Genomic DNA, 17,701 nt, shown 5'->3' on the forward strand with positions numbered 1-17,701 from the left:
CAATTATAGTCTGCTAAGTTACATATTCCTGCAGGACTTGGCTGAGCCATTCCATAAACACTCGCACGCGGCGCGCCACGTTGCGGCGATGCGGATAAAGCAGCGAGATCGGCATCGGTTTCGCCGGGAAGTGATGCAGCACTTCCACCAGTTGCCCTGATTCCAGCAGCGGTTGCACGCCAATCGCCGGCACCTGAATAATGCCGAGCCCTGCCATACAGGCGGCGCGATAGGTTTCGGTGCTGTTTACCGTCACTACGCCGCCGGTTTGAACGTAATGACACTGTTTGCCATCAAAATATTCAAAGCCCAATGAAGGTTGTCCCAGCTGCTGGGTGTAATGCACCATCGCGTGTTGCGACAGATCTTCCAGCCGCACCGGCATGCCGAAGCGGGAAAGGTAGCCGGGGCTGGCGCAGTTGATCAACGCGTGCGAGCCGATTTTCCGCGCAATCAGCCCGGAATCTTTCAGTTCGCCAACGCGCACCACACAGTCAAATCCTTCGCGAATCACATCAACCTGACGATCGCTGCTGCTCAACTCAATTTCCAGACCGGGATAGTGCTGCAAAAACTCCGGCAATCGTGGCAGCACAAAGCCGGTCGCCATCGCCACCGACATGTCCACGCGCAATTTGCCGCTTAAGGTGCCGGGATCGTGCTGGAACAGGCTGTCCATGTCGTCGAGCATCGACAGTAAATCGAGGCAGCGATCGTAATAAACCAGGCCGTCTTGCGTCAGGTGCACACGTCGCGTGGTGCGATGCAGCAGGCGCGTCCCCATTTGATTCTCCAGCGCCTGCAGCTGGCGGGATACGCTGCCTTTCGGTAAACCTAAGCTTTCTGCCGCACGGGTAAAACTGCCCATTTCTGCCACCCGCACAAAAACCTGCATAGCGTGAATTTTATCCATGTTGTTCACCGATTGTTGTTGTTAGTGAAACAGTGCTGCGTATTCCTCTGCGTTTATAGATCAATTATTCACGAATATCCTTAACACGTGTTCAATTTTCCAACTGGAGCGAAACATGAGTCATAAAATTGCATTGATTACCGGCGGAAATCGCGGTTTAGGCAAGAATGGGGCGCTGAAACTGGCTGCCAAAGGCACCGATATCCTGTTTACCTATCGCGGTCACGCGGAAGAAGCGCAGGCGGTTGTGCAGGAGATTGAAGCGCTGGGCGCGCGTGCGGTGGCGTTGCAGCTGGATGTAGGCGACACCGGCACGTTTGACGGCTTCGTGGCGCAGGTGAAAGAAGCGCTACAGAAAACCTGGCAGCGTGACAGGTTTGATTATTTAGTGAACAACGCCGGTCACGGTCACTACAAGCTGTTTGCAGAGACCAGCGAAGATGAGTTTGATGCGCTGGTGAATGTGCACTTCAAAGGGCCGTTCTTCCTGACGCAAAAACTGCTGCCGCTGATCGTTGATGGTGGACGCATCCTGAATATCTCCAGCGGTTTAACCCGTTTAACGCTGCCAGGTTCAGGCACGTATGCCTCAATTAAAGGCGCGATGGAAGTGTTAACGCGCTATCAGGCCAAAGAGTTAGGCGAGCGTCATATCCGCGTCAACATTCTGGCGCCAGGCGCGATTGAAACCGACTTCGGCGGCGGTCGCGTGCGTGATACCAAAGATCTCAACGATCATATCGCTTCAGTCACCGCGCTGGGCCGCGTCGGCTTGCCGGGTGATATCGGCGATGCCATCAGCGCGATTCTCAGCGATGAAACCGGCTGGATCACCGCACAGCGCATTGAAGCCTCAGGCGGCCAAGGTCTGTAAAAATATAAACTGATGCACATATTCGTAGCGGCGCAATTTATTGCGCAATAAATTGCGCCGCTACGGATGGTGCAGATTACAATTACAGCTCAATCGTCCCGTCAATCACCGTCACGGTTTGGCCACCAATCCAGATCGCTTTATCGCTAAAACTCACCTGAATGCGACCTTCCCGCTGAATCGCGCTGCCCTGACGTGCCCGATAATCCCGCGTTTGCTTGTTAGCCTCGAAATAGCGCGCCAGACAGGCGTTGGCGCTGCCGGTCACCGGATCCTCAGTCAAGCTGCCGTTCTCAACCAGCAATGCGCGCACTTCATACTGCTCGTTTTCGCCCGACGGTAACGCACCAAAAATTGCCGTACCGTTAACCTCAGCATGCTGATGTAAACGGTGTAAATCGGCTGCGGACGGCACCACATCCAGCACCGCTTGCGCGCTACTCATAGGAATCAGCAGCCAGCGAATACCCATATCAACGATGGTCGGCATTTGGCTGAGATCGAATGATTCACTGTTCAGCGCGCTGCTCATCAGCGCATCACTGAACGGCGTTAATGTGGCGGCAGGCGCGGCAAACGCCAGCGCTCCGTCATCGCTGATTTTCACCTCAACCAGACCAACGCCGCACTCCTGCACGATTTTGCCCGGCGTTTTCAGCGGCCAACCGGCTTCCAGCAGCGCATGCGCGGTACCTAACGTCGGATGCCCGGCAAAAGGCAGTTCACCTTCGACGGTAAAAATGCGCACGCGGTAATCCGCCGACGCATCCTGTGGCGGCAGCACAAAGGTGGTTTCCGACAGATTGGTCCAGCGCGCAATCGCCGTCAGCTGCGCGTCACTCAATCCCTGTGCATCCATGATCACCGCCAGCGGATTACCTTTAAACGCCGATGAGGTAAACACGTCCACCTGTTTAAATGCGACCTTCATTGTCACTCCTTCCTCGTTGAGGTTGTCTGAAATCGGGATTTACATCCTGCTGATTGCGAAAGGCCAGCAACAGGGCTATGAATAGATTAAGAATTCTGGAATCGGAGTCCGCAATGTTAAAAGTTCTTGGCCGTACTTCATCAATAAACGTGCGAAAAGTTCTGTGGCTGTGCGCAGAACTCGATATTGCGTACGAATTAGAACCCTGGGGCGATGATCCACAATCGCTGCACTCGAAAGAGTTTATGGCACTCAATCCCAACGCCATGGTCCCGGTAATAATCGAGGACGACTTCGTGCTGTGGGAATCCAACGCTATTCTGCGCTATCTCGCCAACAGCAATGGCGGCGAATGGCTCTATCCCGACAATCCCCGCGCGCGCGCGCCAGTTGATCAGTGGATGGATTGGCAAGCCACCGAACTTAACACGTCCTGGCGTTACGCATTTATGTCGCTGGTGCGCAACTCGCCGGCGCATCAGGATCCCCGCTTGCTGGCGGCGGCGGTGAAAGGCTGGACGCACACCATGAACATACTCAACCAGCATCTGGAGAAAACCGGGCGCTATGTCGCAGGCCGCAATTTCTCGCTGGCCGATATTCCGGTTGGGCTGGCGGTGAACCGCTGGTTTGAAACCCCGCTGGAACACCCTGACTTCCCGGCGGTGCAGACTTATTACGAACGCCTGACCGAGCGTGAGCCTTACACCACCTGGGGCCGCAACGGCAAACCCTGATCCTGTCCCGGCGCGAGGCCTGTCATTTCACAGGCCAGCGCGCCGGTGCGCTGCAGCGCCCACGTATAACGTTCATCAAACGGGTAGCAGCAGGAGAGGCGCAACGCATGTTTGTAACGATCGCTCAGGGAGTAGAGCGCGCCCGGCGTCACACAGATTTGCTCCTGCAGCAGACGATGAAACATCTCTACGGTATCAATGTTCCCCGGCAGTTCGACCCAAAAAACAAACCCGCCGCGCGGCAGGGTCGCGCGCGTGCCCTGCGGAAAGTGGCGTGCCAGAATCCCGCGCGCCGCATCCAGATTGGCGGCATAGCGCCGACGCAGCGTGCGCAGATGATGATCGTAGCCGCCGCTGGCAAGAAATTCGGCCAGGGTTTCACTTAACAAGCGTGATTCCGCCATCGACGACACCGCTTTCAGGTGAGCGATAGCGTCATGAAAACGCCCGGCAGCAGTCCAGCCGACGCGGAAATCAGGCGCCACGGTTTTGGTAAAGCTGGTGCAGTAAATTACCCAACCCTCGCTATCAAACGCCTTTACTGGCGGCGACAGCGGCCACTCAAACTGCAATTCGTCGTACAAACCATCTTCCAGCAGCGGAACGTGGTAAGTGTTCACTAACTTCGCCAGCCGCTTTTTATTCTCCAGCGGCATCACATATCCCAGCGGGTTCTGCGCGCCGGGCATGGCGATCACCGCCTGAACCCGCTTCTCCTGCAGCAGCATCTCCAGCGCATCCAGCGACAAACCCTTCTGCGGATCGGTAGGAATTTCCAGCGCTTTCAGCCCCAGCGACGCCAGCAGCGGGAACAGGAAGAAATAGGTCGGCGACTCCAAACCAATGCAATCGCCGGGTTTAGTCACCGCGCGCAGCGCCAGCTGGAGTGCTTCCATGCAGCCGTGCGTCAGTGTGATCGCCTGCGGCGGCAAGTTGATGCCGTTGTGCAGGGCACGACGCGCAATCTCCTCCCGTAAGCGCTCACTACCGGGTGGAAGCGCATAGCGTCCGATAATGTCGGGATTCTGGCGCAAAATCGATGCAGTAATTCGCCCGATTCGCGCCGCCGGATAGAAGGTGCCATCCTGCGGACAGGCTAATGAGATATTGGTGTAATCGGGATTATTTTGCGCCGCGAACACTTGCTCAATCAGCTCCAGCTTCTGCGCGCTGGGATCGTTGATTTTTGCCGGCAGCGGTTTTACTGAACGCGTCACGGCGGGCAGCACGCCACGCACGTAATAACCCGACTGCGGCCGCGATTCAATCAGGCCGCGATCTTCGAGGATTTGCCACGCATTGAGCACGGTATTGATACTCACCTGATGCGATTGTGCCACGCGGCGTATCGCCGGCAGCCGTTTACCCGGCTTCAGCGTGCCCTGATGTATCGACTCGGCAAAGCTATCGACCAACTGCTGATACAGCGTTTGACCGGATGAGAGTGGAAGGGACACAAAAGCCTCCGCGCGCGATGGGTACAATTCATTTTTGAGACAACTGTACCCATTACAATAGTGGTTTTGTGTCTCTGTTTCCATTGCAACATACGCATTAGCATGAAGGCATCATTGATTCTTCAGGAAGCGCATCATGCTCGATCCCTCATTCTTCAGCTACGTCACCGTGATGTCGATCACGCCGGGTCCAAATAACCTGCTGCTGGCAACGTCGGGTGTTAACTTTGGCTTTAAACGCACGCTGCCGATGCTGTTTGGCATCCTGCTAGGCTGCGCAATACAGATGCTGCTGGCGAGCGTGGCGCTGGATGCGCTGCTGCACTGGATGGGCGCGATTCGCCTGCCGCTGACGGTAGTCGGCTGTAGCTATCTGCTGTGGCTTTCGTGGAAGATTTTCCGCGCTGGCGCGCCGCAACTGCGTGAACGCCCGCGTCCCATGACGCTAATTGGCGGCATCTGTTTCCAGGCGGTGAATCCCAAAGCCTGGCTGATGGTCACCAACGTGGCGCTGATGTACGCCAACAGTAACGGCGTGCTGACGGTGCTGTTGGGATTCGCCGCACTGAATCTGCCGTGCATTTTGATTTGGGCAGCGCTGGGCGATCGCCTTCGCAGCCATCTGCAGGTCGCGTGGAAACGTCAGGCGTTTAACAGTTTGATGGCGCTGTCGCTGGTGGCGACAACAGTGTGGATGTTGTACGACGCGGTGCTGCTGAGCTAGATACTTCGGTGCGCAAAAATGCGCACTTTGCACTTTCCGGGTTGCCATTAATGGCGATCCGTTCGCCTTACAATCCGACCAGGCTTTCTAATGGAATTCCAAACTGCTTATGCAGATTACGGATCATTTCCAGTGACAATGAACGTTTGCCATTGAGCACTTCATAAACGCGATTGCGGCGGCCAATTGCGGGCTCCAAATCCTTGGCAGTAAGCCCTTGTTGTTCCATCCGGAACTTGATGGCTTCAATCGGATCGGCAGCCTCAATGGGATAATGCTTTTTTTCCCATGCCTCAATTAGCATGCTCATCACAATCATATAATCGCTCTCTGGCGTGCCGAGCTCGGGCACATGTTCAAAGAGCGGCGAAATAGCTTCAAGAGCCGCTTCGTAATCCTGTTCGGAATGAATAGGTTTAATGGTTAATGTCATTAGCGTTGCTCCACCGTATTAGCGTCAATCGCGTCATATTCCCGATGTGTGCCGATAAACTTTATAAATATCAGCTTCTGTGGATACGCAATGGCCGCTATCAGTCGATAATCGTTTCCTTTGATGTTGAATACCACTCGGCTGCCTTTAAGGATGCTGGCGTGGCGGTATTGTTCCTTAATATCTGCCGGGCTTGACCAGTCGGCCTTCTGTGCTTCATCAATCCAGGCTCTCAACGGCTGCGAAGAGTCGGGGTTCGCCGTCATAAACTCCCTTAATGACCTTACCGATATGATTCTCATGCAGCGCATCTTAATCCCGTTTTGGGACTATAACAAACTTGAATCCCAATTTGGGACATTTCTTGCGTTAGGCATAAAAAAGAGGCCGCTTTCGCGGCCTCTCATCTTGCCAGCCTCTGATACTACCTTGTTACTTACCCACCACGTGCGCGGTTTCGCGCGCTTCATCGTTGGCGGCATCAGGTGTAATCACCGGCTCGTAGTCGAGTTGCAGCACGCGGCTGGTATCGGCCAGCACTTTCTCGGTCAGTGCGACGTCGCCGTTCAGCTTGCGGCCCCACGATGGGATCACCATGCGGATTTTGGTCTGCCACTCCGGTGAACGCATCTGTTCCGGGAAGGCTTTCGCCATCAGCTCGAGCATAATCGGTGCGGCGGTGGAGGCGCCCGGTGAGGCACCCAGCAGGGCGGAAATGGTGCCATCTTCCGAAGTCACCACTTCAGTACCAAGACGCAGCACGCCACCTTCAACGGCATCATTCTTGATGATTTGCACGCGCTGGCCGGCAGTGACTAAACGCCAATCTTCATGCTTCGCCTGCGGCACGTAAGCGCGCAACGCTTCCATACGATCGCTGTCGCTTTGCAACACCTGATCAACCAGATATTTCACCAGGTCGAAGCTCTTCAGGCCAACCTGCACCATCGGCTTGAGGTTGCTGGTGTTCATCGCGCCGAACATATCCAGCAGCGAACCCTCTTTGAGGAATTTGGTTGAGAAGGTAGCAAACGGCCCAAAAAGCAGCACCTGTTTGCCATCCAGCACGCGGGTATCGACGTGCGGCACCGACATCGGCGGTGCGCCGACGCTGGCTTTGCCATACACCTTCGCCATATGCTGTTTCACCACGTCAGGATTTTCCGTCACCAGGAATGAACCGCCCACCGGGAAACCGGCGTAGCCTTTCACTTCCGGAATGCCGGATTTCTGCAGCAGCGGCAACGCCGCACCGCCGGCACCGATAAACAGCTGGCGCGTGGTCAGCACACGATTTTCACCGCTGGCCAGATTATGCAGCGTGACCTGCCAGCGACCATCGCTCAGGCGTTTGATATCACGCACTTCCTGGCGCAGACGCAGGCGGAAATTGGCTTTCTTCTCTAAAGAGGCAATCAGCTGACGCGTTACTTCACCGAAGTTCACGTCGGTACCCATTTCGGTCCAGGTCGCCGCCACTTTCTGTTTGCTGTCGCGGCCGTTCATCACCAGCGGAATCCACTCCGTGATTTGATCGCGATCTTCAGAGTAATTCATGCCGCGGAACAGCGTGCTTTTCTGCAGCGCATTGAAACGCTTACGCAGGAATTCAACGTTATCGTCGCCCCAGACGAAACTCATGTGCGGCGTACTGTTGATAAAACTTTTGGGATTGCGCAGGTTGCCTTTCTGCACGTGATACGCCCAGAACTGACGCGAAATCTGGAACGATTCGTTAATTGCGACCGCTTTGGCGATGTCGATGCTGCCATCCGCCTTCTGCGGCGTATAGTTGAGCTCCGCCAGCGCGGCGTGACCGGTTCCGGCGTTGTTCCAGCCATTAGAGGATTCAACGGCCACATCATCAAGACGTTCAACCATCTCAATCGACCAGTCAGGCTCGAGATCTTGCAGCCATGCGCCCAAAGTCGCACTCATCACGCCTGCGCCAATCAGCAGTACGTCGACGTCTTTTCGTTCCTGAAGGTTTGCACTTTCCATTGAAGCGGCGGCGAGCGCCAGATTTACCGCAGTAGTACTCATGAGGCGACATCTCCTCTCTCTGTTGACCTGAAGCTCAACAGGTTCGCAGGCGAAATAGCCGCGCTTCTTTCGAGCGCGTGGCGCTATCTCTCAAAGGTTAAGACTCAGGTATAAGTCACGGGGACGATAACGGTTAACTGCACGTTATGCATATGCATCCGAATATAACATTCTCGTATCGGAATTAAACGTTTGTTTATTTTTTAAAGGCGGAAATGATTCAGCATAAGAATTAATCAGCTCAACCTCGCGGTCATAAGGGATTTTTATCTCTTAATCAGACGGTTAGCGTAATGCAGTTGTTACGCTATTGTGAGGGGTTTTGACGGGGGTGAAAACGGCGGGTGATATGCATCACATTTTAATGTGTTGAAAAATATATGTTTTAACTAAATTGATTATTTATGCGGATTTTATGTTGCGCGATATTTCGCCATGCCGTGTAAAAGTAATGTTACATTTTTGTGGTGATGAATTGAGGTATGGCCGCGTAAAGCTGCCAGAAGAAAAATGCATCACCTTGCCGGAAAAATGATCAGCGCGATCGGCGGCGCCACAGGAAGCGAATGACGAAAAACTCGATCGCGCCCAGCAGCAAAAACCACAAACTAAAGACGATGGTATACAACTGATTAACATCCATCAGATGCAGGGTTACCTGCAATTGTTTTGCCAGCTCAATACCAAATGAAGGCGCGGGCAGCAGCAGGGCGGAAAGAAAGCCTAGCAGCAGAATGCCGCCTGGGATGATCAGCGTTTCGAATGGGTTATTCATGGTCATTGTCCAAATCAGTTAGCGCGGGCATTAGCGCATAAAACCGCGCTACGGTGCAATCCCCGCGCCGGCTCGCGCTCAGAAATTTCTTCTATTCCATTCACTTAGCGTCAAAAATAGCGGAAGTTAAGAGTTATAGCCTTTGCTATACTTAAATCCCTGATTTTACTGTCTTTTTTTTGCCGTTTTTGCGTGTTAGACTGCGCGCACTTTTTCATTACTGAACAATAAATGCGGAGAAGTAGCGGCTTTAGCGCCGGTTCCGCGGCATTGATTGAAAACCCATGACATTTATCGCAACCCTGATTTTGGCCTTTGGCATGTCGATGGACGCTTTCGCCGCAGCACTGGGCAAAGGCGCGTCGCTGCATCGCCCAGGTTTCAAAGAGGCACTGCGAACCGGCCTGATTTTCGGCGTTATCGAAATGTTGACGCCGCTGATTGGCTGGGCAATTGGCCTCGCGGCCAGCCGCTACATCATGGCGTGGGATCATTGGGTGGCATTCGTGCTGTTAACCGTGCTGGGCGGCCGTATGATGATGGAAGGTTTTCGTCAAACCGCTGACGAGCCGTGCGAAGCGCCGCAGCGTCATGGTTTTATGGTGCTGGCGTTAACCGCCGTCGCCACCAGTCTTGATGCGCTGGCCGTCGGTGTTGGCCTGGCGTTCCTGCAGGTGAATATCATCATGACCGCCGTCACCATCGGCGCGGCGACCACTATCATGGCAACCACCGGCGTATTGGTTGGACGCTTTATCGGCCCGGTGATGGGCAAATGGGCGGAAGTGTTGGGCGGAGTAGTGCTGATCAGCATTGGCTGCACCATTTTAAGCGAGCATTTAGGCTGGTTTAACTAACCACGTTGTCGTTGTGCCATTCATGGCGACCTCTTCTTAACACCCGCACCAACCCCCAATTCTGTGATCTACTTCAAAAATAATTGCGGTAAAAACGCTCAGCGGCTATACTTTTTGCGTATTTCTTCAACAATTTTTGAACCAGGTGCTTTATGAAACGCTTTTTCCGCTACGTGTTCCGTTCTTATGTCGAGACTTTCAAACACGTACCGCCGGGTGCTTTAAACTAAGCATTCCGTCAAATACCCTCGATAATCGCGGTCAGGGATCGACCTGTGGTTATCAACGATTTTCTTATCTATCCAGCCGCTAATCTCCCCATTTTTCCCCTAACTCGCTGATAAAACTCCTCAGCCATTAGATTTCGATCTGGCTATAGCCGCACGTTATACCCCGCTACTAAACAAGCATTCGTCACCCCATCTTCTGCGTGAAATAGTCAATTCAGGCCCTATAAACCGTCTGAAACGAGAAACATCATGCTGATCCCACAACCTTATTTACTCTTCCTCGGCGATGTAACCGATCCACTGGCCGCTAAAACCGCACGCGGCATTCACGTCTGGCGTCCAGAGCAGTGCGTTGGCGAAATCAAACTGCCGGGCTGCACCGTCACGCTTGGCCTCGACGTCCTCGACATCGCCGCTGCCAAAGCGCGCGGTGCCAAAACGCTGGTGCTCGGCACCGCCAATGCTGGCGGTTACTTGCCCACGCATTGGCTCGACACGGTCAAAAGCGCCATCTCTGCCGGGATGAACGTGGCCAGCGGTTTGCACCATCGTCTGGTGGATGAGCCGGAGCTGGTGGCGTTGGCCAAAGAGTTCGGCGTTGAACTGTTCGACCTGCGCCACATGCGCCCAAAACTGGAGGTCGGCAGCGGTAAAAAGCGCACAGGTAAGCGTGTACTTACTGTCGGCACCGATTGCTCGGTAGGCAAGATGTACACCTCGCTGGCGCTGGAAGCCGCGATGCGTGAACGCGGCATGCAAGCCGATTTCCGCGCCACCGGCCAGACCGGTATTTTGGTCGCGGGCGAAGGTATCGCGATTGATGCAGTGATTGCCGACTTCATCGCCGGCGCGGTCGAAGCGCTGTCGCCAGCCAATGACGCCGATCACTGGGATATCGTTGAAGGTCAGGGTTCGCTGTTCCATCCTTCCTATGCTGGCGTCAGCATGGGCCTGATCCACGGTGCGCAGCCGCACTGGCTGGTGATGTGCCATGAAATGGGGCGTCCGCATATGCGTCATCTGCCGCATCAGCCAATGGTCAGCCTGAAAGATTGCGTTGAAGCCAACCTGCGCGCAGCGCACGTCACCAGCGACGCGGTTCAGCTGGCCGGTTTCGCCATCAACACCTCGAACTACAGCGAAGACGAAGCGCGCGCCTATTGTGCAGAGATCAGCGCCGAATTCGGCGTGCCTGCTACCGATCCGGTGCGTTTTGGCATTGCGGATATCGCCGCGCTGCTGCAGGAGCGTGGCTAACATGCGGCGCATGCAGATTGAAGTGCTGGAGCTGCCGCTGGCGCGTCCGTTCGCCATCTCACGCGGTACGCGCACCGCAGTCACGGTGATTCGCGTGACGCTGGAGCAGAACGGCTTTATTGGCCGCGGCGAATGTACGCCAACGCCGCGCTACGATGAAACGCCAGAAAGCGTCAACGCCGAACTGGAAGCGCTGCGCGCTGCCATGGAAGCGGGCCTGAGCCGCCTCGATCTGCAAAGCCGTTTATCAGCCGGTTCAGCGCGTAATGCGCTGGACTGTGCGCTGTGGCGTCTCGATGCCGCGCTGGCGAAGCACACGCTGTGGCAACAGTGCGAGCGTCGTCAGCCGCCATCGGTGATCACCGCCGAAACCCTCAGCCTCGACTCCATCGAAAACATGGCCGCCGCCGCTGCCGATGCGGTATCACGCGGCGCCATCCTGCTGAAAATCAAACTTAATCGCGACGACATTCTGGAGAAAGTCGCCGCGATTCGTCAGGCCGCGCCGCGCGCCATCTTAATCATTGATGCCAATGAAGCCTGGTCGGGCGTGGATTTGCCCAGCCTGTTCAACGCGCTGGCGAGTTTTAACATCGCGATGGTCGAGCAGCCGCTGCCGGCGGGTCAGGATCAGGCGTTGCAGCGCTTCACGCACCCGATTCCGGTGTGTGCCGACGAGAGCTGCCACACCCGCGAGGACATCGCGCCGCTGCGCAATCGCTACGAGATGATCAATATCAAGCTGGATAAGTGCGGCGGTTTGACCGAAGCGCTGGCGATGGTGGAGGAGGCGCAGAAGCACGATATGCGGTTGATGGTCGGCTGCATGCTCGGTTCTTCACTGGCGATGGAAGCGGCGCTGCCGGTGACGATTGCCGCTGAACATGTCGATCTCGATGGCCCCATTTGGCTGGCCGCCGATAGCTCGCCCTTCCTTTCTTACGCTCAAGGCCAAATCTGGCTGTAACCCGCATGCGGAGCAACGATGACGGACACTTTACTTACACCCAACGCCGCCAGCGTTGCCGGTTCAGAACCGGTGCTCGCGATTCAGGATCTCAGCGTCAGTTTTCGCGGCCGCAGCGGCGAAAATCAGGCGCTGAAGGGCATCAGTTTTAACATTCATCAGGGCGAAATTGTCGCCGTGGTGGGCGAAAGTGGCTCGGGTAAATCGGTCACCTCGCTGGCGGTGATGGGCTTGCTAGCCGCATCCGGGCGTATCGATCGCGGCAGCATGCAGTTCCGCGATCGTCAGGGCCACGCGCATCAGCTTGCCACGCTGAATGAAACCCAGCGCCGTGCTTTGCGTGGCCGCGAAATGGCGATGATATTTCAGGAGCCGATGACCTCGCTCAACCCGGTGCTGCGCGTCGGCGATCAGCTGACTGAAGCGCTACGTGACCATCAGATTTGCGACAAAAGTCAGGCCGACGCGCGCGCACGTGAATTACTGCGCCAGGTGCGCATCGCCGATGTGGATCGCGTGATGAAAAGCTATCCGCATTCGCTGTCGGGCGGCATGCGCCAGCGCGTGATGATTGCGCAGGCGCTGGCCTGCGATCCGCAACTGCTGATCGCCGATGAGCCGACCACCGCGCTGGATGTCACGGTGCAGGCGCGCATTCTGCACATCCTGCGCGACCTGCAACGCGAGAAGCAGATGGCGGTGCTGTTCATCACCCACGACATGGGCGTGGTGGCAGAAATCGCCGATCGCGTGGTGGTGATGCTGCGCGGCGAAGTGGTTGAACAGGGCACGGTAACTGAAATCTTCAACGCGCCGCAGCATCCTTACACCAAAGCGTTACTGGCGGCGGTGCCGAAACTTGGCGATATGCGTGAGCACGCATGGCCGCAGCGTTTTCCGCTGTTGGGCAGCAATGCTAGCGATAACAGCGAGCAGCGCACCGCGCGCTATGACGAAACGCCGCTGCTGGATGTGCGTGGCCTGAAAGTGTACTACCCGATTCGCAGCGGGATTTTCTCGGCGCTCACCCATCAGGTGCACGCGGTGGAGCAGATCGACTTCAGCCTGTGGCCGGGTGAAACCCTGGCGATTGTCGGCGAAAGCGGCTGCGGCAAATCCACCACCGGCCGGGCGCTGATGCGGCTGATTAACAGCGACGCCGACAGCATCCATTTCCAGGGCAATGAAATCGCCAACCTGAAAGAAGCGCAGTTCCAGCCGCTGCGCCGTGAAATCCAGATGGTGTTTCAGGATCCTTACGCCTCGCTCAATCCACGTATCACTGTCGGCTTCACCATTGCCGAACCGCTGCTGCTGCACGGCAGGGTGAAATCGCTGGAAGAAGCGTCGCCGCAGGTTGATGCGTTGCTGAAAAGCGTGGGCTTATTGCCGGAACATGCGCGGCGCTATCCGCACGAATTTTCCGGCGGCCAGCGCCAGCGTATTGCGATTGCGCGCGCCATGGCGTTGAAACCCAAAGTGATCATCGCCGACGAAGCCGTCTCGGCGCTGGACGTCTCAATTCAGGCGCAGGTGGTGAACCTGATGATGGATCTGCAACAGCAAACCGGCGTGGCGTGGATTTTTATCTCGCACGACATGGCGGTGGTGGAACGTATCGCTAACCGCGTGGCGGTGATGTATCTCGGCCAGATTGTTGAGCTGGGCCCGCGCCAATCGGTGTTCAACCAGCCACAACATCCTTATACCCAACGTCTGCTGGCCTCGGTGCCGGTGGCCGATCCCCAGAACCGGCAACCCCGCACTTTCGAAGAGGGCGAAATTCCTTCGCCGCTACGCAAGGTGGGAGAAACGGTCATTAAACCGCGTTATCGCCAGGTTGCCCCGCAACACTGGGTCGCTGATTTTGTTTCGCGCTAACCCTCAATACCAGGAGATTTCATGAACCCGATTTTTCGCCGTACTGCGCTTGCGCTGGGATTGACCCTCTCGCTGGCCGCCGCCGCTCAGGCGCAGGATCTGCGCATTTCGATGTATGCCGACATCACCGGCCTCGATCCGCACGATACCTCCGATAACGTCAGCTACTCGGTGCAGAGCGGCATCTTCGAGCGTCTGTTCCAGTTCGATGCAAAGATGAAGCTGCAGCCGTGGCTCGCCACCAGCTACACCAGCAACGACAGCGCCACCGAATTTACCCTGACTCTGCGTAAAGACGTGACCTTCCAGGACGGCACGCCGTTTGATGCTGAAGCGGTGAAAGCCAACCTCGATCGCCTTGCCGACCAGAGCAAAGGCCTCAAGCGCAACAGCCTTTACAAGATGATTGCCAAGGTAACGGTGCTGGCGCCGGATCAGGTGAAAATCGATCTGAACCAATCGTTTGGTGCCTTCATTAACACGCTGGCGCATCCGTCGGCGGTGATGTGGAGCCCGGCGATTCTCAAGCAGTATCCGGAAGAAGCGCAGCTGCGTCTGCATCCGGTCGGCACCGGCCCGTTCAAGTTTGTAACGTGGCAGCCGGGCAAAGCGGTGACGCTGGCGAAATACGACGGCTACTGGCAAAAAGGCTGGCCGAAAGTGGATAACGTGATCTTCTCGCCCAGCCCGGAAGATGCCACGCGCGTTGCGGCGCTGAAGTCGGGCCAGGTGGATGCGATCTGGCCGCTGCCATCCGATCTGATCGCCACCGTGCAGAGCGACAGCAAACTGGCGGTGCAGCGCGATCCGAGCATTTATCTCTATTACATGGCGATCAACACTCAGCACAAACCGCTGAATGATGTGCGCGTGCGGCAGGCGATCAACTACGCCATTGACCGCGATCTGTGGCTGAAAGTGGCGTTTGCCGGCATGGGTAAACCGGCCAGTTCGGCGATTCCGGAAGGCGTGCAGTTCTACCAGAAGCAGAGCGCGCCTAACTATCGCTATGCGCCAGATGAAGCCAAAGCGCTGCTGAAGGCCGCCGGTTATCCGAATGGCCTCGATCTCAAACTGTGGGTCACCAACGCCACCGCCAGCGTGCGTGCCGCGCAGGTGTTAAAAGCGCAGCTGGCAACGGTGGGCATTCGTGCCACGGTCACGCCGATGGATTCCGGCACGCGCAACGCCAAACTGTGGGGCGTGAAGGACCCGAAACAGGCGGAATTTGATCTCTACTACGGCGGCTGGTCGACCTCAACCGGTGATGCCGATTGGGCCTTGCGTCCACTCTACGCCACCGAATCCTGGGTGCCGACCTCGTATAACGTTTCGTACTTCAGCAACGCCGAAGCCGACAAAGCGATTGCCGGTGGCTTAGCCACCGCCGACCCGGCCAAGCGTGGCGAAGCCTACGCCGAGGCGCAGAAAGTGTTGTGGAAAGAGGCACCGGTAGCGTTCCTCGGCACGCCAGACAATCTGGTCGGCAAACGCAGCACGCTGAGCGGTGTGTCGATGCTGCCGGATGGTAACTTCCTGTTTAATCAGGCGACGTTTAAGTAAAGGTTGGGTGGGGTTGGGGGCTCGCTGTCCCCCTACGAATGTGCTTGCTGCACCCCACGAATGTGCTCGCTGTCCCCCTCCTCGGTCCTCCCCCATAAATGGGGGAGGAAGATGCTGCCACATGCAGCTTCATCACTGGCATGTGGCAGCATCTCCTTCCCCCGCAAGCGGGGGAAGGCCGGGATGGGGGGCAGCCAGCACCATCTGGGAGCAACCAGCACCATCCCAAAAAATAAAGGAACCGCATGTTCGCATACATCATTCGCCGACTGCTGGAGATGATCCCCGTATTGCTGGTGGTCTCGCTGCTGGTCTTCGGCTTCATCAAACTGCTGCCTGGCGATCCGGCGCGTATCTACGCCGGGCCGGATGCGCCTTTGGCCGCGGTGGAAGCAGCGCGTCAGCATCTCGGACTTAACGATCCGCTGCCGCAGCAATATATCAACTGGATCGGCGGCCTGCTGCGTGGCGATCTGGGCGTCACTTATCGCACCCAACAGCCGGTGCTGGACGTGATCAAACAGGGCTTTATGCCGACGCTGTGGCTGGCGCTGGCCGGGTTTGCCTGGTCGGTGATTCTGGGCTTATTCCTCGGCGTATTTGCCGCACTGAAACGCGGTAAATGGCAGGACTGGACCTTAATGAGCGTCGCCGTCGGCGGCATCTCCATGCCCACTTTCTGGCTCGGTCTGCTGCTGATCCAGTTCGTCGCCATGCCGTTTGGCCTGTTCTCCGTCAGCGGCTTCAACCAGCCCAGCGACATCGTATTACCCGCGATCACGCTCGGTTCCTCGGTGGCAGCGGTAATGGCGCGCTTCACCCGTTCGGCGTTTCTTGAAGTGGCGCAGGAAGATTACGTGCGTACCGCCAAAGCCAAAGGGCTGCGCAATCGGCTGGTAACGTGGAAACACGTGATGCGCAATGCGTTGATCCCGGTGATCACCATGCTCGGTTTGCAGTTCGGTTTCTTACTCGGCGGATCGATTGTGGTCGAAAGCGTGTTCAACTGGCCGGGACTGGGCTGGCTGTTGATCGAGTCGATCAAGGCGCAGGATCAACCGGTGATCCAGGCATTAGTCATGCTGTTCGTGTTTGAATTTATCGTCATTAACCTGCTGGTCGATCTGCTGTATGCCGTGGTCAACCCAGCAATTCGCCTGCGACAGGAGCCCTGATGAGTCTGCAATCTCTGCCTGCCCAAGCGCAGGAGGCGATCCGTTCGCCGTGGCGTGATTTCCTGCACGCGCTGGTGCGTAATCCGCTGGCGCTGGTCTCCGGTGGCTTTGTGCTGCTGCTGGTGCTGGTGGCTATTTTCGCACCCTGGCTGGCGCCATGGGATCCGATGGCGCCGGACTGGATGGCGCTGTCATCGCCGCCGTCCAGCACGCACTGGATGGGCACCGACGAACTCGGCCGCGATCTGTTCAGCCGCATCATTTTCGGCGCGCGTATCTCACTGTACGTTGGCGTGCTGTCGGTGACGCTCGGCATGGTGGTCGGCGTGCTGCTGGGCCTGCTGGCGGGCTATTACGGACGCTGGATCGATATGCTGATTATGCGTGGCTCCGACGTGCTGTTCGCCTTTCCCGGTATGCTGCTGGCGATTGCGGTGGTAGCGATTCTCGGTCCGGGACTCAACAACGTCATCATCGCGGTGGCGATCTTCAGCGTGCCGGTATTTGCCCGTATCGTGCGTGCTTCTACGCTGTCGCTGAAACAGGCGGCGTACGTTGAAGCGGTGCGCTGCGCCGGTGCGCCGGATCGCGTGATTCTGCTGCGCCATATTCTGCCGGGCACGCTGTCAAACGTGATTGTCTATTTCACGATGCGTATCGGCACCAGTATTCTGACCGCCGCCGGGCTGAGTTTTATCGGTCTCGGCCCGGAACCCGATGTGCCGGAGTGGGGCAATATTCTGGCGATGAGCCGCAGCATGATGATGGCGGGCTTGTGGCACGTTAGCGTGTTTCCGGGTCTGGCGATATTTATTACCGTGCTGGCGTTTAACCTGCTGGGTGATGCGCTGCGCGACACGCTCGATCCTAAACTGAAGAGCTAA

General features: G+C 56.6%; 18 protein-coding genes. 11 read left to right on the forward strand and 7 right to left on the reverse strand.

Annotated features, from left to right (window positions below):
- Positions 1-13: 13 nt before the first annotated feature.
- Complete coding sequence (locus tag ACVLVH_RS22705; RefSeq protein ID WP_101762793.1) at positions 14-913, reverse strand: LysR family transcriptional regulator; 900 nt, start codon at positions 911-913, stop codon at positions 14-16.
- A 115-nt stretch (positions 914-1,028) separates the two neighbouring features.
- On the opposite strand from ACVLVH_RS22705, the gene ACVLVH_RS22710 reads away from it, so the two are divergent.
- Complete coding sequence (locus ACVLVH_RS22710; protein WP_192415450.1) at positions 1,029-1,787, forward strand: SDR family NAD(P)-dependent oxidoreductase; 759 nt, start codon at positions 1,029-1,031, stop codon at positions 1,785-1,787.
- 82 nt (positions 1,788-1,869) lie between these two features.
- Here ACVLVH_RS22710 and ACVLVH_RS22715 read toward each other — a convergent pair whose 3' ends face one another.
- On the reverse strand, positions 1,870-2,718 hold the full coding sequence (locus ACVLVH_RS22715; RefSeq protein WP_101762778.1) for a PhzF family phenazine biosynthesis protein: 849 nt from the start codon (positions 2,716-2,718) through the stop codon (positions 1,870-1,872).
- Positions 2,719-2,831: 113 nt separating this feature from the next.
- Here ACVLVH_RS22715 and ACVLVH_RS22720 point away from each other — a divergent pair, with 113 nt between their 5' ends.
- Positions 2,832-3,455: a glutathione S-transferase family protein gene (locus tag ACVLVH_RS22720; protein ID WP_101762777.1), complete on the forward strand. Its 624-nt coding sequence runs from the start codon at positions 2,832-2,834 to the stop codon at positions 3,453-3,455.
- On the opposite strand, the gene ACVLVH_RS22725 is transcribed toward ACVLVH_RS22720, so the two are convergent.
- Entirely contained in the window at positions 3,422-4,912 is a 1,491-nt protein-coding gene (locus ACVLVH_RS22725) for an aminotransferase-like domain-containing protein (RefSeq protein ID WP_370581473.1), read from the reverse strand. The genes ACVLVH_RS22720 and ACVLVH_RS22725 overlap by 34 nt on opposite strands.
- A gap of 136 nt (positions 4,913-5,048) precedes the next feature.
- On the opposite strand from ACVLVH_RS22725, the gene ACVLVH_RS22730 reads away from it, so the two are divergent.
- Positions 5,049-5,636 (forward strand): LysE family translocator, encoded by a 588-nt coding sequence (locus tag ACVLVH_RS22730; RefSeq protein ID WP_176972553.1) that lies wholly within the window; start codon positions 5,049-5,051, stop codon positions 5,634-5,636.
- A 67-nt stretch (positions 5,637-5,703) separates the two neighbouring features.
- On the opposite strand, the gene ACVLVH_RS22735 is transcribed toward ACVLVH_RS22730, so the two are convergent.
- From ACVLVH_RS22735 to ACVLVH_RS22750, 4 genes are all read right to left on the reverse strand, one after another.
- Positions 5,704-6,069, reverse strand: a complete 366-nt coding sequence (locus tag ACVLVH_RS22735; protein WP_192415454.1) for a helix-turn-helix domain-containing protein — start codon at positions 6,067-6,069, stop codon at positions 5,704-5,706.
- A complete protein-coding gene (locus ACVLVH_RS22740; protein WP_036621935.1) occupies positions 6,069-6,371 on the reverse strand; it encodes a type II toxin-antitoxin system HigB family toxin in 303 nt (100 codons plus the stop codon). Before ACVLVH_RS22740 ends, ACVLVH_RS22735 begins: the two co-directional genes overlap by 1 nt.
- A 130-nt stretch (positions 6,372-6,501) precedes the next feature.
- Positions 6,502-8,112 carry a malate dehydrogenase (quinone) gene (gene mqo / locus ACVLVH_RS22745; protein WP_498950144.1) on the reverse strand — a complete coding sequence of 537 codons (1,611 nt, stop codon included), beginning with the start codon at positions 8,110-8,112 and terminating at the stop codon, positions 6,502-6,504.
- Between the two features lie 535 nt (positions 8,113-8,647).
- Positions 8,648-8,887 (reverse strand): DUF1158 domain-containing protein, encoded by a 240-nt coding sequence (locus ACVLVH_RS22750; RefSeq protein WP_498950146.1) that lies wholly within the window; start codon positions 8,885-8,887, stop codon positions 8,648-8,650.
- A gap of 284 nt (positions 8,888-9,171) precedes the next feature.
- On the opposite strand from ACVLVH_RS22750, the gene mntP reads away from it, so the two are divergent.
- The 8 genes from mntP (at position 9,172) to ACVLVH_RS22790 (ending at position 17,701) form a co-directional block, all read left to right on the forward strand.
- Positions 9,172-9,744, forward strand: coding sequence for a manganese efflux pump MntP (gene mntP, locus ACVLVH_RS22755; protein ID WP_101762773.1), 573 nt, complete (start codon positions 9,172-9,174; stop codon positions 9,742-9,744).
- Positions 9,745-9,896: 152 nt separating this feature from the next.
- Entirely contained in the window at positions 9,897-9,974 is a 78-nt protein-coding gene (azuC, locus tag ACVLVH_RS22760) for a stress response protein AzuC (protein ID WP_141400269.1), read from the forward strand.
- A gap of 249 nt (positions 9,975-10,223) precedes the next feature.
- The gene (dgcN, locus tag ACVLVH_RS22765) at positions 10,224-11,231 is read left to right on the forward strand and encodes an N-acetyltransferase DgcN (RefSeq protein ID WP_101762772.1); all 1,008 of its coding nucleotides are present in this window, start codon (positions 10,224-10,226) and stop codon (positions 11,229-11,231) included.
- A 1-nt stretch (position 11,232) separates the two neighbouring features.
- Positions 11,233-12,198 carry an N-acetyl-D-Glu racemase DgcA gene (dgcA, locus tag ACVLVH_RS22770; protein WP_192415457.1) on the forward strand — a complete coding sequence of 322 codons (966 nt, stop codon included), beginning with the start codon at positions 11,233-11,235 and terminating at the stop codon, positions 12,196-12,198.
- An 18-nt stretch (positions 12,199-12,216) separates the two neighbouring features.
- On the forward strand, positions 12,217-14,079 hold the full coding sequence (locus ACVLVH_RS22775) for an ABC transporter ATP-binding protein (RefSeq protein WP_498950148.1): 1,863 nt from the start codon (positions 12,217-12,219) through the stop codon (positions 14,077-14,079).
- Between the two features lie 21 nt (positions 14,080-14,100).
- A complete protein-coding gene (locus tag ACVLVH_RS22780; protein ID WP_101762769.1) occupies positions 14,101-15,642 on the forward strand; it encodes a glutathione ABC transporter substrate-binding protein in 1,542 nt (513 codons plus the stop codon).
- Positions 15,643-15,887: 245 nt separating this feature from the next.
- Positions 15,888-16,817 (forward strand): ABC transporter permease, encoded by a 930-nt coding sequence (locus ACVLVH_RS22785; RefSeq protein WP_008106670.1) that lies wholly within the window; start codon positions 15,888-15,890, stop codon positions 16,815-16,817.
- Positions 16,817-17,701 carry an ABC transporter permease subunit gene (locus ACVLVH_RS22790; protein WP_280172194.1) on the forward strand — a complete coding sequence of 295 codons (885 nt, stop codon included), beginning with the start codon at positions 16,817-16,819 and terminating at the stop codon, positions 17,699-17,701. Before ACVLVH_RS22785 ends, ACVLVH_RS22790 begins: the two co-directional genes overlap by 1 nt.

The organism is Kluyvera sp. 1366 (assembly GCF_054823405.1).